This window comes from Rhabdaerophilum sp. (assembly GCF_046092605.1).
Classification (GTDB): domain Bacteria; phylum Pseudomonadota; class Alphaproteobacteria; order Rhizobiales; family Beijerinckiaceae; genus Rhabdaerophilum.
This window is the reverse complement of record NZ_JBJTDY010000111.1, coordinates 1-26,784: the sequence shown is the minus strand read 5'-3', so window position 1 is coordinate 26,784 and position 26,784 is coordinate 1. Positions and strand designations below refer to the sequence as shown.

Below are 26,784 nucleotides of genomic sequence, written 5' to 3'. Positions count from 1 at the left end.
GGGGGGGATCAGCCCGGAACGGGCTGTTCGGCGGCGCCGTGCGCACCGGAGGCGTCGGCAGGGCCGCCTGAGCCATTGCCCCGGCCATTCCGGCCAGCATCAGGAAACCGGCGAGAGCGGTGCGAAGAGTGGCGCGCGAAGAAACCGATTTTGTCATGAAATTCCGGATCTCTGGACTAGACGCTTTCTACCCTGGCCATGTGGCGGAAGAACGGCGGCGAAATCAATCCGTTCCATTCTCTCCGCCGCGCAGCAGGATCTCGCGCTTGCCCGCATGGTTTGCCGGCCCCACGATTCCTTCGCGCTCCATGCGCTCGATCAGCGAGGCCGCACGGTTATAGCCGATCTGCAGCCGCCGCTGGATATAACTGGTGGAGGCCTTCCTGTCGCGCAAGACCACGGCGATCGCCTGATCGTAGAGATCCGCGCTTTCCTCGCCGAAATTGCCATGATCGAACACGGCGGTATCCTCCCCGCCTTCCCCGCCTTCCCCATCCGCGTCGGCGGTGATGTCGTCGATATAGGCCGGACGCCCCTGCATCTTGAGGTGCGAGACGATCTTCTCCACCTCGCCATCGGCAACGAAGGGGCCATGGACGCGGGAAATGCGCCCGCCGCCCGCCATGTAAAGCATATCGCCCTGGCCGAGGAGCTGCTCCGCCCCCTGCTCGCCGAGAATGGTGCGGCTGTCGATCTTCGACGTCACCTGGAAGGAGATGCGGGTGGGGAAGTTCGCCTTGATCGTGCCGGTGATGACATCCACCGAAGGGCGCTGCGTCGCCATCACGAGATGGATGCCCGCCGCGCGGGCCATTTGCGCGAGGCGTTGCACCGCGCCTTCGATTTCCTTGCCGGCGACGAGCATCAGATCCGCCATCTCGTCAACGATCACGACGATATAGGGCAGCGGCTCCAGCGCCATCATCTCTTCGTCATATTCGGCCTCGCCCGTCTCGGGGTCGTAGCCGGTCTGGATGGTGCGGGTGATGACCTCGCCCTTCTCCTTGGCCTCGGCGATCCGTGCGTTGAAGCCGTCGATGTTGCGCACGCCGACCTTCGACATCTTCCGGTAGCGGTCTTCCATCTCTCGCACCGCCCATTTGAGCGCGACGACGGCCTTTTTCGGATCTGTGACGACCGGCGTGAGCAGGTGCGGAATGCCTTCGTAGATCGAGAGTTCGAGCATCTTCGGGTCGATCATGATCAGGCGGCACTCCTCCGGCCTCAGCCGGTAGAGCAGCGAGCAGATCATGGTGTTGATCGCGACTGATTTGCCCGAGCCGGTGGTGCCGGCGACGAGCAGATGCGGCATGCGCGCGAGATCGACGATCACCGGCTCGCCGCCAATGGTCTTGCCGAGGCAGAGAGAAAGCTTCAGCTTCGATTTCTCGAAATCCTCGCAGGCGAGAAGTTCGCGCAGGTATACGGTTTCGCGCTTGGCATTCGGCAATTCGATGCCGATGGCGTTGCGACCGGGGATGACCGCGACGCGCGCGGCCACCGCGCTCATCGAGCGGGCGATATCTTCGGCGAGGCCGATCACGCGACTCGATTTCGTTCCCGGTGCGGGCTCGAGTTCGTAGAGCGTCACCACGGGGCCGGGGCGGACATTGATGATCTCGCCGCGCACGCCGAAATCCTCCAGCACGCTTTCGAGAAGGCGGGCATTCTGTTCAAGCGCATCGGTGGAAATCTGCGGCATCGTTCCGCGCTTCGGCTCGGCCAGCAGCGAAAGCGGCGGGAACTGGAATTCCTCCTGGTCGAAGATCGAGATCTGGTTCTCGCGGCGCTCGCGTTTTCCGGCCTTCAGCGCGCCCATGGGCGGGGTGACGCGGGGCGCGACGGTCTCGGGGATGACATCCTCCTCGTCATCGTCCAGAGGCAGGGGGTCGAATGGCGCAGGCTCGGGCCGCGGGGCCTCGGCACGCGGCGCAGGCGATTCGTGTCCTCGTCGCGCTGGCGGTTCGCCAGAAAATCACGCAGTCGCGTCTTGAGGCCTGGACGATCCGCCCGGTCGGGAATGAGACGGGCGATGAAGCCCTTCAGCGTGTAGCCGAAATGCAGGAGCGCCCCGAGCATGAGGATCGCGAAGGAGGGCTCCTCGTCGCGCTCATCCTCCTCGTCATCGAGATCGCTTTCCTCGCGATCCGATAGGCCGTGGAACTGCACATGGAAGGCGAGCGCCAGGGTCAGGCCCGCGACAAGCACGGCGAGGATGCGCACAGGGCCATCCACCGCAAGGCCGAGAATACCGACGATCTGCAGCAGGCCATCCCCCATCGCGCCGCCGAGCCCCGTGGGAAGCGGCCAGCGCTCGGTCGCGGGAAGGGCCGAGGCGAGGCAGGCCGCAGAGAGCACGCCGATCATCGCAACGGCGAGCCGCCATTTCCACCCGCTGGCGGAGGCCACCACCAGAAGCCGCAAGCCCAACGAACCGAGGGCGATGGCCAGCGCGATGCTGCCGAGGCCGATCAGCTGCATCGAGAGATCGGCGATCACCGCTCCGGGATAGCCCAGGAGGTTTGAGACCTTGCTGGTGCCCGTCGTGGAGAGGCTGGGATCGCCGGCGGACCATGTCGCGAGCGCCAGGGCATGCGCGATCGCGAGAATGATCAGGGCAAGGCCCAGCCCATCGCGCAGGCGCCGCGCGAAGCCCTCGCGGATCTGGTCGGGCAGCCTGCCCAAATTTGATTGAGTGAGGCGCGTCGTCCGCATCGAGAAGCCATCCCGGTTTGCGCGGTTCGAGCCGACGGGAGAGCCGGCTCGCCAATCTCCAGTTATCGAGCAATCCGGTTAAGGCTCTGTTTGCGAAAGTGCTGAGGGCCGAAATGAAAAAAGGCGGACCGGTGAAGGTCCGCCTTCAGTCTTGGCGGGGCGGGCGGAGGAAGACGCCGGCCCCGACCGTCAACTGGATCTCAGAGGTTGTAGGCGCGCTCGCCATGCTCGGCAATATCGAGGCCTTCGCGCTCCTGATCCTGCGGGACGCGCAGGCCGATCACGACATCCACGACCTTGAACAGGATCGCGGAAAGAATACCAGAATAGAGCAGCGTGAAGACCACGGCCTTGATCTGGGCCCAGACGGCGGTGCCCATGTCATAGGCACCGACCGCGAGTTCGCCCGGCTTGGACGTGTAGTCGGGGATGCCAACGCCGCCGAGCGCGGTGTTCACGAGGATGCCTGTGCCGATCGCGCCCACGATGCCGCCCGCGCAATGCACGCCGAACACATCGAGGCTGTCATCATAGCCCAACGCGTTCTTCAGCGTGGTGCAGGCGAAGTAGCAGACAACACCCGATACGAGGCCGAGGATGATGGCGCCCATCGGGCCGGCAAAGCCCGAGGCCGGGGTAACGGCGACGAGGCCGGCCACCACGCCTGAAGCCAGACCCAGGAGCGAGGGCTTGCCCTTGCCCATCCACTCGATGACGAGCCAGGCGAAGCCGGCCGCAGCGGTGGCGACGAAGGTGTTGACGAGCGCGACCACGGCGCCGGCGGAGGCCTCGAGGTTCGAGCCGGCATTGAAGCCGAACCAGCCCACCCAGAGGAGCGCCGCGCCGATCATGGTCATCGGCAGCGAGTGTGGCGCCATCAGTTCCTTTCCGTAGCCGATGCGCTTGCCGATCATGATGCAGCCCACAAGGCCCGCGATGCCGGCATTGATATGCACCACGGTGCCACCCGCGAAATCCAGCGCGCCCCACTTGAAGAGCATGCCGGCATCGGCCGTCACTTCATCGACCTTCGCCTGCGCGGCGGTCTTGGTGGCGGCGTCGGTGGCCGAGGCGACAGCCTTCGCGGCGTTGCCCAGGGCATCCGGGCCGGCCCAATACCAGACCATGTGCGCCATCGGGAAATAGACGATCGTAACCCAGAGCGCGGTGAAGGCGAGCAGCGCCGAGAACTTCATGCGCTCGGCGAAGGCGCCGACGATCAGCGCCGGCGTGATGCAGGCGAAGGTCATCTGGAAGGCGACATAGACGAGTTCGGGAATGACGACGCCATTCGAGAAGGTGGCGACCGTCGATTCCGGCGTGACACCCTTCAGGAAGATCTTGTCGAAACCGCCAACGAAATCGTTAAGGCTGCCGCCCGCCGTGAAGGCCAGCGAATAGCCGTAAGTTACCCAGATCAGCGACACGAGGCAGACCGTGGCCAGAACCTGCGTGAGCACCGAGAGCATGTTCTTCGAGCGCACAAGGCCGCCATAGAACAGCGCGAGGCCTGGAATGGTCATCAGCAGCACGAGGATGGTCGAGACCATCATCCAGACGGTATCGGCCTTGTTGGGCGTGGGTGCGGCTTCTGCGAGGGCCGGCATCACCGAGAGCGCGAGGAGGCTCATCGCTCCGGCCACGCCCGTCATTGAACGCTTGGACATCATTGGTGGCTCCAGATTGGTCGGGAAACGATCGACGGAAGGGGAGGGATCAAAGCGCGTCGTTGTCGCGCTCGCCGGTGCGGATACGGAGCGCCCGCTCCACCGGCTGGACGAAAATCTTGCCGTCGCCGATCTGGCCGGTGCGCGCGGCCGAGGTGATCGCCTCGATCACCCTGTCCACGAGGGCAGATTCAGTCGCGACTTCGAGCTTGATCTTCGGAAGGAAGCTGACGGCGTATTCGGCCCCGCGATAGATTTCGGTATGGCCCTTCTGGCGGCCGTAACCCTTGACTTCCGTAACGGTCATTCCGTGCACGCCCAGGGCAGTGAGGGCGTCTCGCACCTCCTCGAGCTTGAACGGCTTGATGATGGCTGTGACGAGCTTCATGCCTCTCTCCAAACGGATTCATCCAACAGAAATGTTCTTTGGTGCGCACCGCCCGCGGGACACACCTGAATGGAGGCTAAACAATCTCTGTGCCAAACTGACCGAGGCCTCCACGGCATTGCCGCATGAGGGGCGGAATCGCGGCGCTTTCGGGCCGAGAACGAAAGCGAATCGGAGACGGAACGGAGAAGGACGGTGCAAATCCGGGGTAATTGCGCTGTTTTAGCCTTGAAGAGCCATGAATTGCGCCGGCCTGGGCGGCATATTGCCTAATATTTCATCGCTTGATTGCGCCTGTGATCAGAAAACAGGCGACCTGCCCGGAAGGGCGATCCTGGATGATCAGAAGCGCGACGGTTCCGGCTTGATCACCCGCACAAGGCCTTCCTGAATGACGGAGGCGATCAGGCGACCATCCTTCGTGTAGATCAGCCCGCGCCCCAGGCCCCGCGCATGGCCGGACCACGGGCTTTCCTGCGCGTAGAGCAACCACTCATCCGCGCGGAAATCCTCATGGAACCACAAAGCATGGTCAAGGCTCGCGGGCATGATGTCAGGATCGGACACGCTCTTGCCATGGGCGACCATCGCGCTGTCGAGCAGCGACATGTCTGAGGCATAGGCGAGCACGGCCGCGTGGGTCGCCGGATCATCCGGGAGGCGGCCGGTGGCGCGGAACCAGAGGTGATGCGCGCTCGCCTGCTTTCGACGATCGAAGAAGCCGGAGGGGTCCACCGGACGCACCTCGATCGGGCGTTCGCGACGCCAATAGGCCGCCCGGCCCGGCGGCAGGCTGTCGAGATAGAGCTTCTTCAGGTCTGCCTCGGTCGGCAGGTCATCCGGGCCCGGCACCTTCGGCATCGTCGCCTGATGATGCAGGCCGGGCTCCTCCGCGTGATAGGAGGCGGACATCGCGAAGATCGCCTCGCCCTTCTGGATCGCCAAGACGCGCCGCGTGGTGAAACTGCGCCCGTCGCGGATGCGTTCGACTTCGTAGATGATGGGGATGGAGGGATCGCCACCGAGCAGGAAATAGCAATGCAGCGAATGCGGCCGGCGCCCCTCCACCGTGCGATTCGCCGCGACCAAGGCCTGCGCGACCACCTGCCCGCCATAAACGCGCTTCCAGCCCACGAGAGGGGAGTGCCCGCGGAAGAAGTTTACCTCAAGCCGTTCAAGATCGAGGATCGAGAGAAGCGTTTCGACAGGTGTCATGCAAGGTCCGGCCAGCGGGTGAGGAAGGTTTTCTGCGCTTCCCGCTTGTGCTGCGTCAAGTCGCCCGTTCCGCCGGGTTGGCAGCGCCCGCCGCGCGCGCTAGGTCCGACAGGGAGGAGGCATGGCCATGTCTGAGCGAATCCTCATTGCTGGCGCAGGCCCGGCTGGCGCGGCGACGGCGCTGGCCATGTTGCGCGCCGGCCTCCCGGCTTCGGATATCGCTGTCCTCGACGCGATGGACGGCGTGGCAGAAACGATGCGCGAGCCGGATTCGCGCATTCTCGCGCTGAATGCCGGCTCCTGCCGCTTTCTGCAATCGCTCGGCGTCTGGCCGGCTCTCGCCGCCGGGGCCCATCCCATGCGCTCGATTGCCCTCTCCGATACCGCGCTCGCGGCTGAAATCCGGCCCCTGAGCCTCGGATTCGAGGCGGACGAGGGCGAGCCGCTTGCCCATCTCGTGCCGCTCGGTCTGTTGCAGAAGGCGCTGCGCGCGGCACTGGCGGGAGCCAGCGTGACCGTGCGGCCGGAGATCATCCGCTCTTTGCGCGAGGAGGGTGACAGCCTGCTCGTCGAGACGAATCGCGGCCGGCGGAAGGCTTCGCTGCTGATCGGCGCGGATGGCGCGCGCTCGGCTGTGCGTCGCATCGCCGGCATTCCCGTGCATGGCTGGGCCTATGGGCAGGTGGCGATCACGGGGATCGTCGAGCATTCAGGCCAGCATCATGGCGAGGCGATCCAGCATTTCCTGCCCGGTGGTCCCTTCGCGCTGCTGCCGCTCGAGGAGGGCCGCTCCTCGATGGTCTGGAGCGAGCGTTCCGATGTTGCAAGGCGCATGCTCGCCTTGCCACCGGACGAGCTGCGCGCAGAGATCGATCGGCGCGCGGCGGGCTGGCGCGGCACCATCACCGGGATTGGCCGGATTTCGAGCCACCCGCTCTCGCTGGGTCTCGCGCGGCGATTCGTGGGTCCGCGCCTTGCTCTGGTGGCGGATGCGGCGCATGTCGTTCACCCTCTCGCGGGGCAGGGGCTCAATCTCGGCTTTGGGGATGCTGCGACGCTGGCCGAACTCGTGATCGAGCACCTGCGCCTGGGGCTCGACCCCGGCGATCCGGCCTTGCTGGAAGCCTATCAGGCGCGGCGGCGACCGGCGGCGGCGGCGATGGCCGCTGCGACCGAGGGGCTCAACCGCCTCTTCTCGAATGATGCTGGCCCGCTGCGCGTGTTGCGCGATGCCGGATTGAACTTCGTCAACCGCTCGGAGCGGCTAAAAGCGATGTTTCGGCAGGCGGCGGCCGGGCGTGGCGCGCATGAGCCGCGGCTCTTCCGTGGCGAACCGATCTGATCTTGCGGCTCGGTCGCGTTTTCCGCACGCGAACCGGCTCCCGCTTCGCTTGAAAACGCTTCAGTCGATCCGGCGTGCTTCCTCTGGCAGCATGATCGGGATGCCATCACGCACGGGATAGGCGAGCTTCGCGGGACGGCTCACGAGTTCCTGGCGCACGGCGTCATAATCAAGTGTCGCCTTGGTCAAAGGGCAGACGAGCAATTCCAGCAGCTTCGGATCCACGCTGCGCTCGGGGCCGGATTGGGTGTCGGTCGTCTGTTCGCTCATCGGAAATCCCTCGTTGCGCCGGCTTTACTGCAGACGCGGCTCTTCGTCACCATCCTTGCGGGCGAGATCCATCTCGGTAATGGCGATGAGCATCTCGGCGCGATCCTTCAGCGTTTCCGCTTCCAGCAGCGCCTGTTTCTCGCGCACGCCATAGGGCGACATCATGGAAAGGCCGTTGACCAGCGCCTCGTTGCCGGCCTGCTCGATGGAGCCCCAGTCGATCGGAGCCTTGTTCGCATCCGAGAACTTGCGGAGCGCCGCGAGCATGCCCTCGCGATCCACCTCGTTCTCTCCCGCGCCGGGGCTGCGATCCGCCGAATAGGGCGCGAAATCCACCTGTGCCTGCCGGAACGGCGTGATGACCGACAATTCCTCGACGATCCGGAACCGGCTGATGCCGGTGAGTTGAATAAGGTAACGCCCGTCGCCGGTCTCCGCGAATTGCGTGATGCGCCCGGCACAGCCCACCCTGTAGATCTGCGGCAGGCCGATGCGATCGACCACGCCCGGATCGGGCTGGACCATGCCAATGAGGCGGCTGCCGGCGAGCGCGGCATCGACCATCGCGAGGTAGCGCGGCTCGAAGATGTTCAGCGGTATCTGCCCACGCGGCAGCAGCGCCCCCGGCAGCGGGAAAAGCGGCAGCGTATCCGGCAGCATGAGGCCCGAGGGGCTCGACGAACTGGGCATGCCGAAGCCTCCTCCTGTCAGATCAGGCGAACAGGGTGGCGGAGAGCCGGCGACGACCGGCGACGGTTGCATCGTCCTGGTTGCCCCAGGCCTCGAAGAATTGCAGCAGTTGCTTTCTCGCGCCGTCCTCGTTCCAGGCGCGATCCTTCCTGATGATCGCGATCAGCGCTTCCACGGCTTCTTCCTTGCAACCCCGCGCGTTGAGCGCGAGCGCGAGATCGAAGCGGGCCTGATGATCCAGCGGATTGGCCTCGACCTGCCTCTGCAGCGTGTTGAGATCGCCAAGGGCCTCCACCTGCCTTGCAAGATCGAGCGCGGCGCGTGCGCCGGCAACGGCCGGGTGTTCGGCCTTCTCGGCAGGAACGCGGGCCAGCATCTGCTCGGCCTGCATCAACGCGCCTCCGAGGATCTGCGCGCGGATCAACCCGCCGAGCGCATCCATGTTCTCCGGCTCCTCCGCGAGAATGGCTGCGAAGAACTCCATCGCGCCCGCCGCGTCGCCACTCTCGAGCAGAGCCTGCGCCTCGGCCAGCACAGCGGCGAGATCAGGACCGGCCGGGCCGACGAGCCGCTCGATGAAGCCCTTGATCTGGCTCTCGGGCAGGGCACCCATGAAGCCGTCAATCGGCTGGCCGCGCTGGAAGGCGAAGACGGCGGGAATCGATTGCACGCCAAGCTGGCCCGCGATCTGCGGATGCTCGTCGATATTCATCTTCACGAGCTTCACCTTGCCCTTGTAGCTCGCCACCACTTTCTCGATCACGGGGGTCAGCTGCTTGCAGGGCCCGCACCAGGGGGCCCAGAAATCGACCAGCACGGGCTGGCTCATCGATTCCATCAGCACATCCTGGCGGAAATCCTTAGTGGTCGTGTCCTTCACGAGGGCGGTGGCGTCGGTCATGGCTCGGAACCCTGTTTCGTCCAGCCGCAAGCGGCCTTGTGGTGTTATGTGGAATTCAAGCGGGAAGGTTGCAACCCGTCACGGCAGATTTCAGCCCCCGGCCTCGGGCTCAACCACGCGATGGGGAAGCTCCATCGCCTGAACCGAATGGCCTGTCGCCGCGATATAGGCGAGCAACTCCTCGCGTTTCAGGGCCGTGGTGCGTGAATTGACGAGGGGATGCACATTGATGATCTCGTGCTCGAGAAGGCGTTTCTCGAGGATGAAAGTGACGAGTCCCGCCTTGTCATTTACAAGCGCAAGCGGCGTCACCGAGCCGGGCTCGATGCCGAGATGCTCGCGGAGGAGTTCGGCGCTGGCAAAGGAAAGCCGGCCCTTGGTGCCCAGGAGCTTGCTTGTCGCGTTGAGGTCGATGGGGCTGTCCTCCTCGGCGGTGATCAGGAAGAGCCGGTCGGCCTTATCCTTCGTGAAGAGGTTCTTGGTGTGCCCGCCGGGCAGGGTGCCGCGCAATTCTTGCGATTGAGCCACAGTGAAGACAGGTGGATGCTCCACCGTGTGGTGGGTGATGCCCAGCTTGGCGAGCAGGGCGTAGGCGGGGGCGGAAGGGTCGGCGCTCATGCGGATCGGTCCGGAAAGGGGAGTTGCGGCATGTTCTTTGCCCGCTTGGCCGCAGAAAGCCAAGCCCTGCCGGCCTCCCCGCTCATGGCCACAAAATGCCTCTTGCCTTTTCGCCGGCTCTTGTTCTAAACACCGGTTATCGGCGGTCACGTCGCATGGATGCGGGTGTAGCTCAGGGGTAGAGCACAACCTTGCCAAGGTTGGGGTCAAGGGTTCGAATCCCTTTACCCGCTCCAGTTTTTTCCTGTTCCGCGCAAGAAACGTGAATCGCCCCTCCGGGCGCATCTTTCCTTCTTGATCGCGGCGCATTTCAAGCTCCTTGGCAGAAGCCTTCCGATGCTCACCTTCTGATCAAGCCTCACGGGGTGCCGCGTATCGATGGCCGGGGGGCTCTGAACGAGATTTCCGAGGCGCCTCGGTCGGGCGTTTTCTGTTACAATTTTTAGAAAAAGACTCGCCGCCCGCGGCGACTTACGATCAGGCTCCATCCCTGCGGGAGCAGCTGCTGGCTGAGAGCATTTTCCGATCCATTGGATACCGGTTGGTCGAAGAAAATGCGTGAAACAACAAGAAATGAGAACGGATGGTCTCGTTCAATCAGACCCGAGTCCGCTCAAGGGCGGACGCCCGGGATCGTTCTGCGGAGCGACAGTTGGCACGCTCGACGCGCGGGAAGGGTAGGCCGGGCGCTGATGCCCGGTCACTTCTGACATTGCGTAACCCCGGAGCCAGCTACCGAGTTACGGCGACCGGATTTTAGATTTCACAACACAAATCCTGCTGGCTCCGGGCTTCTTTACCCCCGTGGCGACCAGTTCTTGATGACGGGACTGCCGTTATTTCCTCGGTTCGCTCTTGGTATCATAACGTTTCCGCCATTCCGCGAGAATGCAGCCCTGTTCGGAGGCGGCCCAGGCGAAATCGTTCTTGATCAGCTTCTTTTCGAGATCGGCGGGGAAGAATTTCGACCGCTGGAGCTCGACAGGGGCGGCTGTCACCTCATATCGACTGCCATAGGCCTTCATGGCCTCTTCGGTCAGCGACCAATCCATGAAGGTCTTGGCATCGGCCAGGTTTTTCGTTCCCTTCATGATGGCGCCGGTCTGCATTTCCCATCCGGTGCCTTCCTGAGCCAGGATGATGTCGATCGGTGCCCCTTGTTCCTTCAGCCGGATGGCGCGGAACGGAAAGGAGAGGCCGATCACATACTCGCCGGATGCGGCCTGTTCGCAAGGCTTCGAGCCGCTGTGGCTGTAGACGCCGACATTTTCATGCAGCTTGTCCATGAATTCCCAGGCCTTTGCCTCGCCCAACATCTGGATCCATGCCGCCACCATCAAATAGCCGGTGCCGGATGAAGCGGGATTTGGCATGGTGATCTTGCCCTTGTAGACCGGGTTGGTCAGGTCTGCCCAGCTGGCAGGGCGCGGCATTTTTCCCTTGCCCGCCTCAATCGTATTGAAGCACATGGCGCTGGCCCAGCCATAATGGCCAACCCATTCTGCGGGCGTCTTTCCGTCGAGGAAGAGAGGATTGAGTTTTTCAATGCCCTTCGGGCTGTAGGATTCGAACATGCCCATCTTGGCAAATCCGGTCATGCTCGTCACCGCCATGGCGAACAGAACGTCGGCCTTGGGGTTGTCTTTTTCCGCAAGTACGCGGGCCGCGATGATGCCAGTCGAATCCCTGATCCAGTTCAACTTGATGTTTGGATGGGCCTTTGCAAAAACTTCAGAGAAATACTAGATATTGTCGGCTTCAGCGCCAGCATAGATTGTCAGCTCCCCGGCATGGGAAGGTTTCATGATGGACACCATCGCAATGGCGCCCAGGCTTGCCAGAATGATTCGGTAGAATATTGACATCAGCAGCTCTCCTGTCTGTGGTGACTTGATGATGAATGCGATGAATTTGGGTAGTCTTCGATGCACGTAGGGCGATTTTTGTCAGGACCCTTGATCATTGACACAATTCCGACGCCTTCCAGCGGTCGGATCGGCATGACACATGCGCCCGGGCGTTCAGGCCCGGATGCTTTGGGGCGGAATTGGCAACGGTCTCTTGACGCCGACCTTTCAGCGATTGAGGCGCAAGGTGTCGGCTTGATGGTTAGCTTGATCGAGCAAGACGAGTTTGGCCGGCTGGGCGTGCCGGAATTGCCACGGAAGGTGGCATTGCGACAGTTTCGTTAGCAACACTTTCCGATCGTGAATATGGGCATCCCCGTCTCCCAACCGGCGGGCCGGCTTCGCCGCCTGCTCGACGAAGTCGAGAATGTTCTGGGGAAAGGTGAAAACGTTCTCTTCCATTGCGCTGCCGGCCTCGGACGCACGGGAACGATGGTGGCGTTGGTTTTGATTGACCGCTTCAACATGTCCCCCCGGCAAGCGATAGACGCTGTCCGCGCGGTGCGGCCGGGGACGATAGAAAGTGAAGACCAGATCCGGTTTCTGCTCGATGCTCGCCCTGGTGGAGCACGGTGAGGATCAACCATCGCCTTGGCCTCGCCATTTCTGGGTTTTCAGGATGATCCCGCGCGCAACAAGAACATGCAGAAGACGGACCGCGACACAGGCATAGAGGATCAGCGTTCCCATGGCGGCTGCGGAGGCAAGCCGGCCGGCTTCATCCATATGAACGACCGCCAGGGACGCCAGCGAGCTATGGATGCCATAGAGGAAGATCACACCTGAAACCGTCGTCATCGCGCTGAGGAAAAGATAGACCCAGATATCGAGAATGGCCGGCAGGCAGATCGGCACCGTGACCCGGAAAAAATTGCGCCAAAGCGGCATTTTCAGGGATGCGGCAACCGCTTCGAACTCCTTGTCGATCTGCCGCAATGCGGTCCGGGCAGTCAGATGCGGAACGGTGTAATAGAGGCTGATCGTGTTGATCACGAGGATGGTCACGGTGCCATAGAGAAAACCCAGAGGGTTTCCGGGAGCGTTGATGAACAGCAGGTAGCCGAGGCCGAGCACCAGCCCCGGAATCGCCATGGGCATGAGAGCCACGGCATGGATCGCTCCGCGCAGGCCCCTGTGACCCAGCGGCTTTTCAACGAGATACGCGCTCACGAAGGACAGCACGGTGCCGATCGTGGCGACAAAAATCGAGAGAACCAGCGAGTTGCGGAAGTTTTCCCAACCCACGCCTTGCATATCGAATGTATAGTGATCAAAGGTCAGAGAGAGATTATATGGCCAGAACCGGAACAATGCGGCGAGTTGGCCCATGACGATCACCGCCAGCATGATGAAGGCAATTGAGGCGCAATAGAAAAAATAGGTCATGTCCCGGAGGCGCGAAGGTCTTGGCTCATGGGGTACGGCACGCGCCGTCATCCCTTCGCCGCGGCCCTCCGCGATGGCGCGATCGATCATGAAGGCAAGGAGCGCCGGGATCAGCAGCATCATCGACACGACAGCGCCCATCTCGAAGTTCTGCTGGCCCACGACCTCCTTGTAGATATCCGTCGCCAGAACGTTATAGTTGCCCCCGATCACCTTCGGAATGGCGAAATCCGTGAAAACGCGGATGAAGACGAAGATCCCCGTCGAGATCAGCCCATAGCGCAGGCCCGGCAGGGTTACTGTCAGGAAGGTGCGCAGCGGGCCCGCCCGAAGGCAGGCGGCCGCCTCGAAGAGGCGCGCATCGGAGAGCATCATCGCCGCCGAGAGCACCAGGATGGCATGCGGCAATGTCCATATTGTCGACGCCATGACAATTCCGATCGGGCCGTAAATTGAAGCGCCCATCAGCGCCTCTTTCAGGGCGCCCTGATTGCCGAACCAGTAGATCGCGCGATTGCCTTCAGCAGACCCGGCATCAGAAGCGGTGCCATCGCCATGATCTTGAAGAAGGGGCGCCATGGCATTCGTGTGCGGCACAATGCATAGGCATAGGCAAATCCCAGCATCAGCACGATGACGGTTGTGACCGCTGCCACAAGAAAGCTATGCCCGAACGAGCTGACGAGCGACGCCGAGCTGAAATACTTCTGCCAATTGAGGAGGCCAACGAAATTGCCGCTCCGATCCTGAAAGCTGCGGAGCAGAATCAGCCCCAGCGGCACGAGAACAGTCAGCAGGAAGAAAAGACTGTATGCGACCAGAAGCACGACGAGCAGCAATCCATCGCGATCGGCGCGCAACCTGATTGCTGCCGGATGGTTCGTGAGAACTGTCATCCGCCCGGCCCGTAGAGCCGGATGCTTTCCGGTGGGATGCGCATGAAAATCCGTTCCCCACGTCTCGGGATCACGCTTGCCCCGGATAAAGGAACATCAATCCGGACATCCGCCGTCCCCAGCGGGGCAGCAAGATAGACGCGCATCATCGACCCCAGGTTCTCGATATCCATGACCTGGCAGGGAATGACGTTTTCACCAGCGGCGGCCTCGAAGGCGAGGCTGGCATCCTCGGGCTTGAACCCGCAGGTCAATGGGCCTGATGCCCCGGGGAGAGCGCGCGATACGCCGAGTTCGACCGAACCGCACCGGATCCGCTCATTATCGATCCGCGTCGCCTCGTAAAGGTTCATCGCGGCAATGAAATCGGCAACGAAAGGTGTCGCAGGTTCATTATAGACCTCGGATGGCGCGCCGATCTGCTCGAACCGACCAGCATTCATCACGGCGATACGATCGGCAAGCGTCAAGGCCTCCTCTCGGTCATGCGTCACCATGATGGTGGTCAGGCCAACTTTCCGGTGCACGTCCCGTAATTCCCTGCGCAGATGCGTGCGGACCTTGGCGTCAAGGGCCGAAAGGGGTTCGTCCAGAAGCAGCAGCCCCGGCATCGGGGCAAGCGCTCTCGCCAGCGCCACCCGCTGCTGTTGCCCACCCGAAAGCTGCGCCGGATACTTGGCTTCCTGCCCCCGCAGACCGACAAGCGCCACGAGTTCGGCCACGCGCTCGACAATCATTGGGCGCGGTTGCCCCTGCGCCACCAGCCCGTAGGCAATGTTGTCATGAACGCTCAGGTTCGGAAACAGGGCGTAGGACTGAAAGACGATGCCGAAATCGCGGACTGATGGCGGAAGCTTCGTGATGTCAATGCCGCCCTGAACAATACGCCCCGAATCCATCGATTCAAGGCCGGCAATGCAGCGCAGCAAGGTCGTTTTTCCGCACCCAGAAGGGCCCAGGAAACAGATGAATTCGCCTTCAAGGATGTCAAGCGCGATCCCATCCAACGCCGTAAAGGCGCCAAATGACTTGCGACCGGCAGATACAGCCAAGTATGCGCTCAAGAGACGGCCTCAACGAATCGCGAACCCTGGGTGCTTGGCGACGCGCCAACATTTCCGATCCCAGCCCAAGACTATTCCGACGCCAAATACAGGCTCCAATTAAATTCCGAAATCGGTCCATAAGGAAGCGCAATGCCGCGCATCGCCGTCTCCGTATATCTCGAAGCAAGCCTTTGGCTTATCCGGTTCGTGTCGAGGCATAACTGCCTGGACTTGCGGGAAAGACGATCGTCTTTGTTCCATTGAGGAGCACGCGTCCATGGATATGCGCATGAATTGCGCGCGCCAGAACCTGGCTCTCGACGTCGCGGCCAATCGCGACGTAATCCTCCGAGCTTTGGGCATGCGTTACCCGCACGATGTCCTGCTCGATGATCGGTCCTTCATCGAGATCGATCGTGACATAATGCGAGGTCGCGCCGATCAGCTTGACGCCCCGTTCAAAAGCCTGCCGATAGGGATTGGCGCCCTTGAAGCTGGGCAGGAAGGAATGGTGGATGTTGATGATCCTGCCAGACATCATCTGGCACATCTCGGCAGAGAGAACCTGCATGTACCGCGCAAGCACAACCAGTTCGGCGCCCGTCTCCTCGATAATCCTGATCTGTCTGGCTTCTGCCTCAGCCTTGTTTTCCTTTGTCACCTTGATGTAATGATAAGGAATATCGTGATTGACGACCAGTTTTTGATAATCCAGATGATTGGAAATAACGGCAACAATATCGATCGGCAGCGCGCCAATCCGCCAGCGATACAGCAAGTCGTTCAGGCAATGTCCGAAGCGCGAAACCATGATGATGACTTTCATCTTCCGCGATTCATCATGGAACAGGTAGTCCATCCCGAAGGGGCTCGCCAATTCCGCAAAGCCCTGCTCGATGGCGCGGAGGGGCCGGCCTTTCTCGCTCAGGAAGCTCATGCGCATGAAGAAACGGCCGGTTTCCCTGTCATCGAATTGGGCACTATCTGTGATGTTGCATCCCATCCGCGCCAGATAGGAAGCAATTGACGCCACAATATCCCGCCTTGAAGCACAAGAGACCGTAAGAGCGAAACCTGCCACCATGTCGTTCCTGCCCTTGTCGCCTTGCCGTTCAACCATTCAATTCGCACGAAGCAATACCGAGATCTCGACGCTGATAGCCGGGGGACAGGACCTCCCATGCTGCGGGGCTTTCTTTCGCTCCTCGCAGTCGCCGTGATGGGCGAAGGCGCCAATCCGGGACAGGGCGATCCGACCGCGGATGGGCTTCGGGAGACATGGGAATTGCCCGTTCAGGCATAGATCGGGAACTGACGCAGCAGCGACTCGACCTTGTGCTTCACGGCGGCTTCCGTCGCCGCGTTCCCCTCTTCGCCATGGGCTGCAAGGCCATTCAGTGTTTCCGCGATCAACGCGCCGACTGCCCGGAATTCCGCCTTGCCAAAGCCGCGCGACGTGGCGGCGGGCGAACCGAGGCGAATGCCGGATGTGATGGTCGGCTTCTCGGGGTCAAAAGGGATGCCGTTCTTGTTGCAGGTGATGTGCGCGCGACCCAGCGTGGCTTCGGCTGCCTTGCCCGTGAGCTTTTTCGGGCGCAGGTCGACCAGCATCAGGTGATTCTCCGTGCCGCCGGAAGCGATGGCAAAGCCGGCTTCCATCAATGTCTTCGCCAGTTCCTGTGCATTTTCGACCACCGCTTGCGCGTAGGCCCGGAAGGACGGTTGCAACGCCTCCTGGAAGGCGACCGCCTTGGCTGCGATGACATGCATGAGCGGGCCGCCCTGCAAGCCGGGGAAAATCGCCGAATTGATCTTCTTGGCGATGTCCTCGTCATTCGTGAGCACCATACCGCCCCGTGGTCCCCGCAGGGTCTTGTGGGTCGTGGTGGTGACAACATGGGCATGCGGGAACGGCGAGGGATGCGCGCCACCTGCGACAAGCCCCGCAAAATGCGCCATATCCACCATGAAACAGGCGCCGATCGCATCGCAAATCTCGCGGAACCGTGCGAAATCCCAATGGCGGGAATAGCCCGATCCACCGGCGATGATCATCCTGGGCCGGTGTTCTTCGGCAAGGCGCGCCACAGCGTCCATGTCGATCCGATGGTCGTCCGGCCGAACGCCATAGCTCACGACATTGAACCACTTTCCGCTCATGTTGGGCTTTGCGCCATGGGTGAGATGACCCCCGGCGGCGAGATCAAGTCCCATGAAGGTGTCACCCGGCTTCAGGAGGCCGAGAAACACCGCCTGATTGGCCTGAGAACCGGAATTCGCCTGCACATTGGCAAATCCGCAGCCGAACAGCTGCTTGGCGCGGGCAATCGCCAGATCCTCGGCGATATCGACAAACTGGCAGCCGCCGTAATAGCGCCGGCCGGGATAACCCTCGGCGTATTTGTTCGTCAGAACCGAACCTTGCGCCTCGAGCACCGCGCGGCTGACGATGTTCTCGGATGCGATCAGCTCGATTTCATCGCGCTGGCGCCCGAGTTCGAGTTGCAAGGCCCTGGCGATTTCGGGGTCGACATCTGCGACGGATGCCGAGAAAAAGCTGTTCGAACGGTTGAGAGCGGTCATCGGGGTTCCTTCCACGGCATTCTTTGCCTCAGCATTCGACGAAGGCGACCGCGAGACCGCCCTGCGAGGTTTCCTTGTATTTATGGTGCATGTCGGCGCCGGTCTGGCGCATCGCCGCAATGACCTGATCGAGACTGACTTTGTGCGTCCCGTCGCCCTTCAGGGCCATCGAGGCCGCATTGACGGCTTTGACCGCGCCGAACGCATTGCGTTCGATGCAGGGGATCTGCACCAAACCGCCGATCGGATCGCAGGTCATGCCAAGATGATGCTCCATCGCGATCTCGGCAGCATTCTCGATCAGGGCATTGGTGCCGCCCCATGCCGCGCAGAGCCCTGCCGCCGCCATCGAGGCCGCCACGCCCACCTCGCCCTGGCAACCCACCTCGGCGCCGGAAATGGACGCATTGAGCTTGAACAGGACACCAATCGCGCTTGCGGTGAGCAGGAAGCGTGCGATGCCCGCTTCGTCCGCGCCGGGCCAGAAATCGCGGTAATAGCGCAGAACGGCCGGAATAACGCCCGCAGCGCCATTTGTCGGCGCCGTGACGACCCGCCCGCCCGCCGCATTCTCCTCATTCACCGCGATGGCGAAGACCGAGATGACATCCATGACCTGATGCGCGGCGAAATCGTTCTCGGAATGCTGCTGCTTGAGCTTTCGAAAGATCGCTGCGGCGCGGCGCTTGACCTGAAGACCACCGGGAAGCACCCCTTCGGCGTTCAATCCTCGATCGACGCAGGCGAACATCACCTCGGCAATGGCCGTGAGATAGGCCGCAACTTCCACCGCCGGACGCAAGGCCTCCTCGTTGGCGCGGACGATCTCCGCGATTGCAAGGCCGGAAGCCTGGCCGATCGCCAGCAGTTCGGCAGCGCTCTGGTAGGGATAGGGAACAGCCTTGGCATTCACCTCGACCGGTAGCTCATTCTGCCCCTCAAGAACAATGAAGCCACCGCCGATGGAGCACCATCGCTGACTGAACAGCGGTTCGCCCGCCGCATCCAGAGCCGTGAAGGCAAGGGTGTTGGGGTGAAAAGTCGGGTTCGTGATAAGGTCAAAGACGATGTCGGCTTCCGCATCGAAGGCGATGAGCCCCTTGCCGCCGAGGCGAAGCCGTCTCGCGGTAGCGACCGTGCCGGCGATTTCCTCCGCCGCTTCGGGGTCGATTGTCGAAGGGTGCAATCCGGCAAGCCCGAGAATCACCGCTTTGGCGGTGCCGTGGCCTTTTCCGGTCCATGCCAGTGAACCATAGAGCGTCGTGACAACACGGACGACGCCAGGGGTGAATCCGCCGGCTTCGAGCGCCGCGACGAAAGAAGAGGCGGCCTTCATGGGCCCGACCGTATGGGAGGAGGAGGGTCCGATTCCGATCTTGAAAAGGTCGAAGATTCCGATCATGCCCCGCTCCCTTGCCTCAAAGCCCGTTTGTGCTGCGCAGGGCATCGGCCAGATGGCCGACGAGATAGGGAGCGAAAGACCGCCAGACCTCGACATGAAAGCGGGCATCGGCCTGCCGCCAGAGCACGATTTCGCTCTTGAGATAGATCGTCCGCGTCGCCATGCCGATCGGGAAGGAGGCAAGGCCGAGATCGAGTGGGCACCCTGCCGAGAGGCAGCGCGCGGCAAGCCTTCCTTCCAGTGTCAGGCCGATCTGCCGATGGGAAACATCCACCAGCGCGGTGCTTGCAGCCGGAAGCGACGGTTTCAGCGTGTTGCTGATGGCTTCTGCATCCTCGCCAGGGGCGAGGAGCAGGAATTCATCAGGCCCAAGCCACAGCGCGGCTCGGGATCCGGCCGTGCTCGCCCGCAATCTGTCCGGCACTTCCGGCCCGAATGCGGAGACGTGAATGCTCTCTCCGCGCAGGATGAACCGCGCCGCGTGGACAGCCCGGGAAACGGAGAAATCCGTTTGCCCTGGCAGGGAAAGGCCATCGAGCGGCCCATGCCGGCTGGCTGGCATGCCAGCATGATCGACCATCGATCCGGTCTCACTCATTGATCCGGTCTCCTTTGGGATCGACAAATACCGGCGCGACGATCTTCACGGCGATCGCTCCACCTGGCATCGGGACGTAAAGCGTTTCGCCCATGCGCTTGCGGCCATCTGCGACCAGTGCCAGCGCGATCGAACGCCCCAGCGCCGGGCTTTCATAGGACGAGGTGACGTGGCCAAGCGCGCGGGTGCCCGTTGCGGGTGTGGCCCCGGCCGTGATCTGCGCGCCTTCCTCGAGAACCGTTGCAGGGTTTTCGGTCAGCAGTCCGACCAGCTGCTTGCGCCCTTCGACGACCATGTCGGGCCTGGTCAGCGAGCGTTTGCCGACAAAGTCCTTTTTCGCCTTGCCGATGGCCCAGTTGAGGCCGAGATCATCCGGCGTCACCGTGCCGTCAGTTTCCTGCCCGATGATGATGTAACCCTTTTCGGCACGCATGACGTGCATCGCCTCGGTCCCATAGGCAACCGCGTCAAACTTGCGCCCTTCGGCCCAGACCGCCTCCCAGACAGAGCGCCCGTAATCGGCTGGCACATTGATCTCGTAGCCAAGCTCGCCGGTGAAGCTCACGCGCATCACGCGGGCCGGCACGCCGCAAACCATGCCCTCGCGGATGGACATATGCGGCATCGCGTCCTTCGAAAGGTCGATGCCGTTCACCAGCGGCGCGATGATCTCCCGCGCCTTAGGCCCCTGAACCGCGATCACCGCCCATTGCTCGGTGGTGGAGGTGAGCCAGACCTTGAGTTCGGGGAACTCGGTCTGGAGGTAATCCTCCATGTGGTGCAGCACGCGCGGCGCACCACCCGTTGTGGTGGTGACGTGGAACCGGTCATCGGCCATCCGGGCGATGACGCCGTCATCGATCACGAAGCCCGCTTCGTTGAGCATGAGGCCATAGCGGCAACGACCCGGCTCGAGCTTTGCCCATGGGTTGGTGTAGAGCTTTTCCATGAAGGCGGCGGCATCCGGTCCCACAACCTCGATCTTGCCGAGGGTGGAGGCATCGAAAATACCAGCGGTCGCGCGCGCCTGCCGGCACTCGCGCAGCACCGCCTTGTGCATGTCCTCGCCGGCCCGCGGGAAATACCAGGCGCGTTTCCAGATGCCGACATCCTCGAAAGCCGCGCCGTTTTCCGCGGCCCAGGAATGGATCGGGGTTTGCCGCACGGGGTCGAAAAGATCGCCCCGATTGGCCCCGGCGAACGCACCAAAGGTCACCGGCGTATAGGGCTGGCGGAAGGTCGTCAGCCCAACCTGCGGGATGCTCTTGCCGAGCCTGTCCGCCGCGATGGCCAGCGCGTTGAGGTTCGAGGTCTTGCCCTGATCCGTCGCCATGCCGGTGGTGGTGTAGCGCTTCACATGCTCGATCGAGCGCATGCCCTCCTGAACGGCAAGATCGATATCATCGGCTTTGACATCGTTCTGGAAATCGACAAAGGCCTTGCCCTTGCCGCCGGCCGGCCGGGGTAGGCGCCCCATCGTGCCACCGTCTGTCCCGGAATCGCCGGCAACGTCAAAATCACGGCGGCTTTCCAGTCCTGAAGCCTCTTCCCCGGCCCGATACCCCTCCTTCAGGATCTCCGACAGGGCGAATGTCCCCTTGCACGCGCCGGAGGAACGCTCGGCCTGCACCGAGACGCCCGGCAGGAACATCTGGCGATCCTCGCTCCAGACGACCTTGCCGCGAGACTGCGAGTAGAGATGCACGCTCGGCGTCCAGCCGCCCGACATCAGAAGAGCGTCGCAAGCCAGCCATTCGGGCTGGCCGACCACGCCGCCGGTGACGACGGCGATCCCGACGCTCGAAACCCGAAGCCGGCCCCTTGTGCCGATCACCGTGCCTGACGTGACAACCCGCAAGCCAGCCTTCCGCGCTTCTTCCAAACGCGCCGCTGGCGGATTGGCACGGGTATCGACGATGGCGGCGACGGTGGTTCCTGCCGCGGCCAGGTCGAGTGCCACACGATATGCGCTGTCATGCGCGGTCACGATCACCACGCGCGAACCAACCTTGACGCCGTGTCGGTTGAGATAAAGGCGCGCGGCCTCGGCGAGCATCACGCCGGGGCGGTCATTGCCAGGAAAGACGAGCGGGCGTTCGATCGCGCCCGTCGCGATCACCACTTCCTTCGCACGCACCTGCCAGAGTCGCTCGCGCGCTCCCTCAGGCATTTCCGGGAGGTGATCCGCGACGCGTTCCGACAGCGCCACGAAGTTTTGCGCGTAATAGCCGAAAGCCTGCGTGCGCGGCATCAGGCGCACATTGGCAAAGCTTCGCAGTTCGGCCAACGCCCCCGCCAGCCAATCCCGCGCCGGTCTGCCGTCGATGCTGGCCGTTGCTTCATGCAGCAGCGAACCACCCAGTTCGGCCTGTTCATCACACAGAATGACATCCTTGCCGGATTGGCCCGCCGCCAGCGCCGCTGCGATGCCAGCAGGGCCGGCGCCACAGATCAGGACATCGCAATGGGCATGGAACTGGGCGTAACGATCCGGGTCCGGCTCGGTCGTGCGGGCTCCAAGACCTGCGGCCTGCCGCACGATGGGTTCGAACACCTTCGTCCAGAGCGTGTTCCCCACCGCCTTCGGACCCATGAAGGTCTTATAGTAGAACCCTGCGGAGAAGAACTTGCCGGCAAGATCATTGATCGCGCCCGCATCGAAGGCGAGCGATGGCCAGCAATTCTGGCTCGAGGCCGTGAGCCCGTCGAAAAGCTCGACCTGAGTCGCGCGCAGGTTCGGCGTCATCCGCCCCGGTCCGCGTGTCACGGCCACCAGGGCATTTGGCTCCTCGGCACCAGCAGAAAGGATGCCGCGGGGACGATGATATTTGTAGGAACGGCCGATGAGATGCACGCCATTGGCGAGGAGGGCCGAGGCCAGCGTATCGCCCGCGCGGCCCTGATAGGCGATTCCGTCAAAAACGAAGCGCATCGGGCGCCCTTTGGTGCCCGCAATCCGGAATGGTTCGCTCATGCCGCACCTTTGTCGAGGGTCGGCCGCGCTTCGCCTGCCTTGTATGTCAGGGTGATCCGGTCACTCACCGTATCGCGGATGCAATTGAAGAACCGGCCGCAGCCGTGGATATGGCGCCAGCGTTCGGCATGAAGCCCGCGCGGGTTGGACCGGAAATAGAGATACTCGGCCCATTCCTTGTCTGTGGTCGCCATGGGGTCCGGCGGGCGAGCGACATGCGCCTCGCCACCATAGCGGAACTCCAGTTCGGGGCGGTCCATCTCGCAATAAGGGCAACGGATCAGCAGCATCGGTCTGTATTCCTGTTAATGGGCAACCGCCGCGGCCGCTGCCTCGTCGATGAGGCGGCCGGTGCGAAAACGATCCATGGTGAAGGGAGCCGCGATGGCATTGGGTTCGCCGCGCGCCACGAGATCGGCAAAGACATGGCCGGATCCCGGCGTCGCCTTGAACCCGCCCGTGCCCCAACCGCAATTGACGAACAGACCCGGCACCGGCGTCTTGCCGATGATGGGCGAGCGATCCGGCGTCACGTCGACGATACCGCCCCAGTTACGCAGCATCCGGAGGCGACGCACCGCCGGGAAAAGCTCGCAGATCGCGTCCAGCGTATGGGTGGCGATATGAAGCCCGCCGGTCTGCGAATAGGAGGTGTAGGCATCCGTCCCGGCACCGATGACCAGTTCGCCCTTGTCGGATTGCGACATGTAGGCATGGACCGTGTTCGACATCACCACGCAGGACATCATCGGCTTGACGGGCTCGGACACCAGCGCCTGCAACGGATAGCTTTCGAGCGGCATGCGCACCCCGGCCATCGCCATGATGACGGAGGTATGGCCTGCCGCGACGACCCCGACGCGCCTGGTGGCGATGAAGCCCTTCGCCGTTTCAACCCCGGAAACGGCGCCCGAGGCGTCGCGCCGGATGCCGGTCACTTCACAATTCTGGATGATATCGACCCCGAGGCGATCCGCCCCACGCGCATAGCCCCAGGCTACCGCGTCATGGCGGGCGGTCCCGCCGCGCCGTTGCAGCGATGCCCCGATGACCGGGTGGCGGATGTTTTTTTCGATGTTGAGCAGCGGGCAGAATTCCTTCGCCTGTTCTGCCGTCAGCCATTCATTGTCGATGCCGGCGAGGCGGTTTGCGTGCACATGGCGCTTGAAAACCTGCACATCGTGGATGTTGTGCGCCAGCATCATCACGCCGCGAGGGGAATACATGACGTTGTAGTTCAACTCGTGGCTGAGGCCTTCCCAGAGCTTCATCGCATGTTCGTAGATGCCCTCTGATTCTTCCCAGAGGTAGTTGGAGCGGACAATCGTCGTGTTGCGCCCGGTGTTTCCGCCGCCAAGCCAGCCTTTTTCGAGAACGGCGATGTTCCGCAGGCCATGCTCCTTTGCCATGTAATAGGCCGTGGCGAGGCCATGCCCGCCCGCACCGACGATAATTGCGTCATAGGACGCTTTCGGCTCTGGCATTCGCCATTGGGCCGGCCAGTCGCGATTGCCCTTGAGGCCTTGCAGAAAAACAGAAAGAGCGGAAAACTTCATGGCGCGACGCTCCAAATTTTGTGGAGCATGCGCGTCTTGGGCGATCAATTCGAGAATATTCCCGCCATTTAACTTGTAAATTATCCCCGCCGAGTCAGGATTTGACGGGTCACGATTTGAAAAGACGGCGATCGGCTGGGGCTTCAGCGTTGGTGATATCGCCACGCTGGCGGATCCCCCGGGGGTTCACGCCAAAACGCTTGCGATAGACGCGGGCGAAATGCGCGCCATCGGCAAATCCCGTCATGGCGGCAATCTCGCCGATGCTGCGCTTCGTGTTCGAAAGCAGCCAATGGCCATAGTCGAGCCGCATGGTGCGATAGGTTTCCGCCGGGCTGGCACCGAGTTCAATGCGGAACAACCGGTCGAGCTGCCGTTCGCTGACACCGATCCGGGCAGCGAGGTCGGCAATCGCGATGGGGTTGGCCATGGCCTGTTCCATGGCAAGGGCAGCCCGCCGGACGCGCGCATCCGCGGCTGTTGGCGCAACATGCGGTGTCGGCTGGGCCGAGTGGGCGGCGCGCTGCTCATCCAGCAGCATGACATTGAGGCTCTTTCTCGCCGCCTGTGCACCCACATGCTTCTCGACCAGTTCCGCGGCAAGATCGACGACGCCGGCGCCACCCGAACAGGTGATCCGGTCGCCATCAATGACATAAAGCTGGTCGGCAATCGGCGCGACGCCGAATTCTTCGATAAAGTCGCTGCGATGATACCAGGAAACGCAGGTCTTGCGTTCTTCCAGGAGTCCGAGGCGCTTGAGGATGAACGAGCCCGTACAAACCCCGATCAGGGGTGTTCCCGCCGCTGCGGCTTGCCGGATATACTTCGCGGTGGCTTCATCGATCTGTTCGCCGCGATGCAGCAGGCCACCGACCACGACGATGTAGTGGAATTGCCTGGGGTCGGTCAGGCCGGCTTCCGGCACGATCTGCACGCCCGAACTCGAGGCAATCGCGTGCCCGGTCGCCGACATCACGACCCATTTGCAATGAATGGGGCGCGAGCGATCGCCTTCATCAGCGGCAAGACGGAGCGTATCGATGAAATTCGCAAAGGCCGTCAGCGTGAAATGGCGCGCCAGAACAAAACCCACGCGGAGGCGCGTTGCGGTGATATCGGGCTTCGGGGAGGCAATCGACGACATTTCGATCAGCTTGCGCCAAGGTGCGGCGCGTTGCAATAACCTCAGGCCTGAGCCGAGGCGACAAGGGTCCCCGCTTCCGGCTGCCAGGCGACGAAGGTTCGTTGTCCGGGCATGAAGGGCGATTGTGCCTCGCCACGCACCTGAAGACGCGTATCGTCGTCCAGCCGCACCAGATAATCAATGAACGATCCACGGTATGTGAGTGTCTCGACGGTCGCTTCCGTCGCGTTCATTTTGCCATTCATCGGCTGAGACGAGAGGCTCATGTGCTCCGCCCGAAGCGCGAGAAGGCCCTCACCTCGGATCGGGGATGCCTTGTCGATGGCGATGCTCATGCCGTTTCGGAGCTGCCCTCGCCCTTCGCCGTCGATCCTGACCGGAACCAGATTGGCAAACCCCATGAAATCCGCGACGAATGCCGAAGCCGGCCGCTCGAACACCTCGCGAGGGGTCCCGATCTGCTCGACCTTGCCCGCACTCATCACGACGAGGCGATCGGAAACAGAAATCGCCTCGTCCTGATCATGCGTAACGAAGATCGTTGTCAGGGCGAGCGATTTCTGCAGCACTCGGATCTCGGTCTTCATTTCCTGTCGAAGCTTGGCATCGAGATTGGAGAGCGGCTCATCCAGAAGCAGGACAGTGGGCTCGATGACCAGCGCGCGCCAAGGCGACGCGCTGCTGCTGGCCGCCCGAGAGTTGCTTGGGCAGCCGGTCGGCGAGGTGGGCAAGACGAACCCGGCTCAGCGCCGTATTGACCCGGCTTGCGATCTCGACCTTGGCAATCTTCCGCATTTCAAGCCCGAACGCGACATTCTCCGCCACAGTCATGTGCGGAAAGAGGGCATAGTTCTGGAAAACGAAACCCATATTGCGTTTGGCCGGTGGCAGGCGTGTCACGTCGCTTCCGCCGACAAGGATGCGGCCCGACGTGACATCCACAAAGCCGCCGATCATTCGCAACGTGGTGGTCTTTCCGCAACCTGAGGGACCGAGGAAGGTAACCAACTCTCCCTCCTCGATCCTGAGGCTGGTGGCTTGAACCGCAACGACCTCGCCGTAGTGCTTGCAGACGTCCGAGAGCATGATTTCTGACATGACACGTCCTTCAGAATGCGCGGTTGAGCTGAGCGTAGCGGTTGGTGATGAGCAGAAGGGCCGCGATGATCGCGATCTGCACCGTCGCGACAGCCGCAATCGTCGAGTCTAGGTTCCATTCGAGATAGGAGACAATCGCGATCTGGAGCGTGGTTCGCCCCGGGCCGACAAGGAACAACGATTTCTCCAGGTCGATGAACGAGGCGACAAAGGCAAAAAGCGCCGAGGCGATGAGCGCAGGCTTGATGACCGGAAGAACGATCCGGAAGAAGATCGTCACGGGTCCCGCGCCGAGGCTGGCGGCGGCCTCCGAGATCGAATGGTCAATCCCGCTGAGGGAAGCGGTCACGTGGCGGAGTGTCCAGGGAAGGGCGCCAAGACGATG

General features: G+C 62.5%; 24 protein-coding genes, 1 tRNA gene and 2 pseudogenes. 3 read left to right on the top strand and 24 right to left on the bottom strand.

Going from position 1 to position 26,784, the window contains the following annotated elements; all coding sequences use genetic code 11:
* Nucleotides 1-223: 223 nt before the first annotated feature.
* The 4 genes and pseudogenes from ACKODO_RS08835 to tesB form a co-directional block, all read right to left on the bottom strand.
* Nucleotides 224-2,715: pseudogene (locus ACKODO_RS08835) on the bottom strand (DNA translocase FtsK).
* A 200-nt stretch (nt 2,716-2,915) separates the two neighbouring features.
* On the bottom strand, nt 2,916-4,367 hold the full coding sequence (locus ACKODO_RS08830) for an ammonium transporter (protein ID WP_408983070.1): 1,452 nt from the start codon (nt 4,365-4,367) through the stop codon (nt 2,916-2,918).
* A gap of 64 nt (nt 4,368-4,431) precedes the next feature.
* Nucleotides 4,432-4,770: a P-II family nitrogen regulator gene (locus tag ACKODO_RS08825; RefSeq protein ID WP_408983068.1), complete on the bottom strand. Its 339-nt coding sequence runs from the start codon at nt 4,768-4,770 to the stop codon at nt 4,432-4,434.
* 342 nt (nt 4,771-5,112) lie between these two features.
* The gene (gene tesB, locus ACKODO_RS08820) at nt 5,113-5,985 is read right to left on the bottom strand and encodes an acyl-CoA thioesterase II (protein ID WP_408983067.1); all 873 of its coding nucleotides are present in this window, start codon (nt 5,983-5,985) and stop codon (nt 5,113-5,115) included.
* Nucleotides 5,986-6,112: 127 nt separating this feature from the next.
* On the opposite strand from tesB, the gene ACKODO_RS08815 reads away from it, so the two are divergent.
* Nucleotides 6,113-7,327: an FAD-dependent monooxygenase gene (locus ACKODO_RS08815; protein ID WP_408983066.1), complete on the top strand. Its 1,215-nt coding sequence runs from the start codon at nt 6,113-6,115 to the stop codon at nt 7,325-7,327.
* A 60-nt stretch (nt 7,328-7,387) separates the two neighbouring features.
* On the opposite strand, the gene ACKODO_RS08810 is transcribed toward ACKODO_RS08815, so the two are convergent.
* From ACKODO_RS08810 to ACKODO_RS08795, 4 genes are read right to left on the bottom strand one after another with little or no spacing between them, the layout of a single operon-like run.
* A complete protein-coding gene (locus ACKODO_RS08810) occupies nt 7,388-7,597 on the bottom strand; it encodes a Trm112 family protein (RefSeq protein ID WP_408983065.1) in 210 nt (69 codons plus the stop codon).
* Nucleotides 7,598-7,621: 24 nt separating this feature from the next.
* Entirely contained in the window at nt 7,622-8,287 is a 666-nt protein-coding gene (locus ACKODO_RS08805; protein WP_408983064.1) for an LON peptidase substrate-binding domain-containing protein, read from the bottom strand.
* A 22-nt stretch (nt 8,288-8,309) separates the two neighbouring features.
* On the bottom strand, nt 8,310-9,218 hold the full coding sequence (trxA, locus tag ACKODO_RS08800) for a thioredoxin (protein ID WP_408983063.1): 909 nt from the start codon (nt 9,216-9,218) through the stop codon (nt 8,310-8,312).
* Between the two features lie 60 nt (nt 9,219-9,278).
* Nucleotides 9,279-9,806, bottom strand: a complete 528-nt coding sequence (locus ACKODO_RS08795; RefSeq protein WP_408983062.1) for a prolyl-tRNA synthetase associated domain-containing protein — start codon at nt 9,804-9,806, stop codon at nt 9,279-9,281.
* A 161-nt stretch (nt 9,807-9,967) separates the two neighbouring features.
* Between ACKODO_RS08795 and ACKODO_RS08790 the strand changes: the two genes are divergently transcribed.
* A tRNA-Gly gene (locus tag ACKODO_RS08790) sits at nt 9,968-10,042 on the top strand.
* 600 nt (nt 10,043-10,642) lie between these two features.
* Here the strand turns inward: ACKODO_RS08790 and ACKODO_RS08785 are convergent.
* Together ACKODO_RS08785 and ACKODO_RS08780 are read right to left on the bottom strand one after the other, a co-directional pair.
* A pseudogene (locus ACKODO_RS08785) lies at nt 10,643-11,524 on the bottom strand (extracellular solute-binding protein); the annotation flags it as partial.
* A 357-nt stretch (nt 11,525-11,881) separates the two neighbouring features.
* Complete coding sequence (locus tag ACKODO_RS08780; protein ID WP_408983071.1) at nt 11,882-12,115, bottom strand: hypothetical protein; 234 nt, start codon at nt 12,113-12,115, stop codon at nt 11,882-11,884.
* On the opposite strand from ACKODO_RS08780, the gene ACKODO_RS08775 reads away from it, so the two are divergent.
* Entirely contained in the window at nt 12,020-12,289 is a 270-nt protein-coding gene (locus tag ACKODO_RS08775; RefSeq protein WP_408983061.1) for a dual specificity protein phosphatase family protein, read from the top strand. The two genes, ACKODO_RS08780 and ACKODO_RS08775, sit on opposite strands and share 96 nt — an antisense overlap.
* A 3-nt stretch (nt 12,290-12,292) precedes the next feature.
* Here ACKODO_RS08775 and ACKODO_RS08770 read toward each other — a convergent pair whose 3' ends face one another.
* From ACKODO_RS08770 to ACKODO_RS08705, 14 genes are all read right to left on the bottom strand, one after another.
* Nucleotides 12,293-13,564: an ABC transporter permease subunit gene (locus tag ACKODO_RS08770; RefSeq protein ID WP_408983060.1), complete on the bottom strand. Its 1,272-nt coding sequence runs from the start codon at nt 13,562-13,564 to the stop codon at nt 12,293-12,295.
* A gap of 11 nt (nt 13,565-13,575) precedes the next feature.
* Nucleotides 13,576-13,959, bottom strand: a complete 384-nt coding sequence (locus ACKODO_RS08765; protein WP_408983059.1) for a hypothetical protein — start codon at nt 13,957-13,959, stop codon at nt 13,576-13,578.
* Nucleotides 13,960-13,991: 32 nt separating this feature from the next.
* Nucleotides 13,992-15,047, bottom strand: coding sequence for an ATP-binding cassette domain-containing protein (locus tag ACKODO_RS08760; RefSeq protein ID WP_408983058.1), 1,056 nt, complete (start codon nt 15,045-15,047; stop codon nt 13,992-13,994).
* Nucleotides 15,048-15,237: 190 nt separating this feature from the next.
* Nucleotides 15,238-16,122, bottom strand: coding sequence for a formyltetrahydrofolate deformylase (gene purU, locus ACKODO_RS08755; protein WP_408983069.1), 885 nt, complete (start codon nt 16,120-16,122; stop codon nt 15,238-15,240).
* A gap of 212 nt (nt 16,123-16,334) precedes the next feature.
* Nucleotides 16,335-17,624 carry a serine hydroxymethyltransferase gene (gene glyA, locus ACKODO_RS08750; RefSeq protein WP_408983057.1) on the bottom strand — a complete coding sequence of 430 codons (1,290 nt, stop codon included), beginning with the start codon at nt 17,622-17,624 and terminating at the stop codon, nt 16,335-16,337.
* Between the two features lie 28 nt (nt 17,625-17,652).
* Nucleotides 17,653-19,026, bottom strand: a complete 1,374-nt coding sequence (locus tag ACKODO_RS08745) for an L-serine ammonia-lyase (protein ID WP_408983056.1) — start codon at nt 19,024-19,026, stop codon at nt 17,653-17,655.
* 16 nt (nt 19,027-19,042) lie between these two features.
* Entirely contained in the window at nt 19,043-19,624 is a 582-nt protein-coding gene (locus ACKODO_RS08740) for a sarcosine oxidase subunit gamma (protein WP_408983055.1), read from the bottom strand.
* The gene (locus tag ACKODO_RS08735) at nt 19,617-22,598 is read right to left on the bottom strand and encodes a sarcosine oxidase subunit alpha family protein (RefSeq protein WP_408983054.1); all 2,982 of its coding nucleotides are present in this window, start codon (nt 22,596-22,598) and stop codon (nt 19,617-19,619) included. Before ACKODO_RS08735 ends, ACKODO_RS08740 begins: the two co-directional genes overlap by 8 nt.
* Nucleotides 22,595-22,888: a sarcosine oxidase subunit delta gene (locus ACKODO_RS08730; protein ID WP_408983053.1), complete on the bottom strand. Its 294-nt coding sequence runs from the start codon at nt 22,886-22,888 to the stop codon at nt 22,595-22,597. The genes ACKODO_RS08735 and ACKODO_RS08730 overlap by 4 nt, the downstream gene beginning before the upstream one ends.
* A gap of 15 nt (nt 22,889-22,903) precedes the next feature.
* Nucleotides 22,904-24,154 carry a sarcosine oxidase subunit beta family protein gene (locus tag ACKODO_RS08725; RefSeq protein ID WP_408983052.1) on the bottom strand — a complete coding sequence of 417 codons (1,251 nt, stop codon included), beginning with the start codon at nt 24,152-24,154 and terminating at the stop codon, nt 22,904-22,906.
* Nucleotides 24,155-24,263: 109 nt separating this feature from the next.
* On the bottom strand, nt 24,264-25,301 hold the full coding sequence (locus ACKODO_RS08720) for a GlxA family transcriptional regulator (protein WP_408983051.1): 1,038 nt from the start codon (nt 25,299-25,301) through the stop codon (nt 24,264-24,266).
* A gap of 41 nt (nt 25,302-25,342) precedes the next feature.
* Nucleotides 25,343-26,032, bottom strand: a complete 690-nt coding sequence (locus tag ACKODO_RS08715) for an ABC transporter ATP-binding protein (protein WP_408983050.1) — start codon at nt 26,030-26,032, stop codon at nt 25,343-25,345.
* Nucleotides 25,926-26,399, bottom strand: coding sequence for an ABC transporter ATP-binding protein (locus ACKODO_RS08710; protein WP_408983049.1), 474 nt, complete (start codon nt 26,397-26,399; stop codon nt 25,926-25,928). Before ACKODO_RS08710 ends, ACKODO_RS08715 begins: the two co-directional genes overlap by 107 nt.
* Nucleotides 26,400-26,409: 10 nt before the next feature.
* The coding region (locus ACKODO_RS08705) for an ABC transporter permease (RefSeq protein WP_408983048.1) at nt 26,410-26,784 on the bottom strand (375 nt) is incomplete at its 5' end.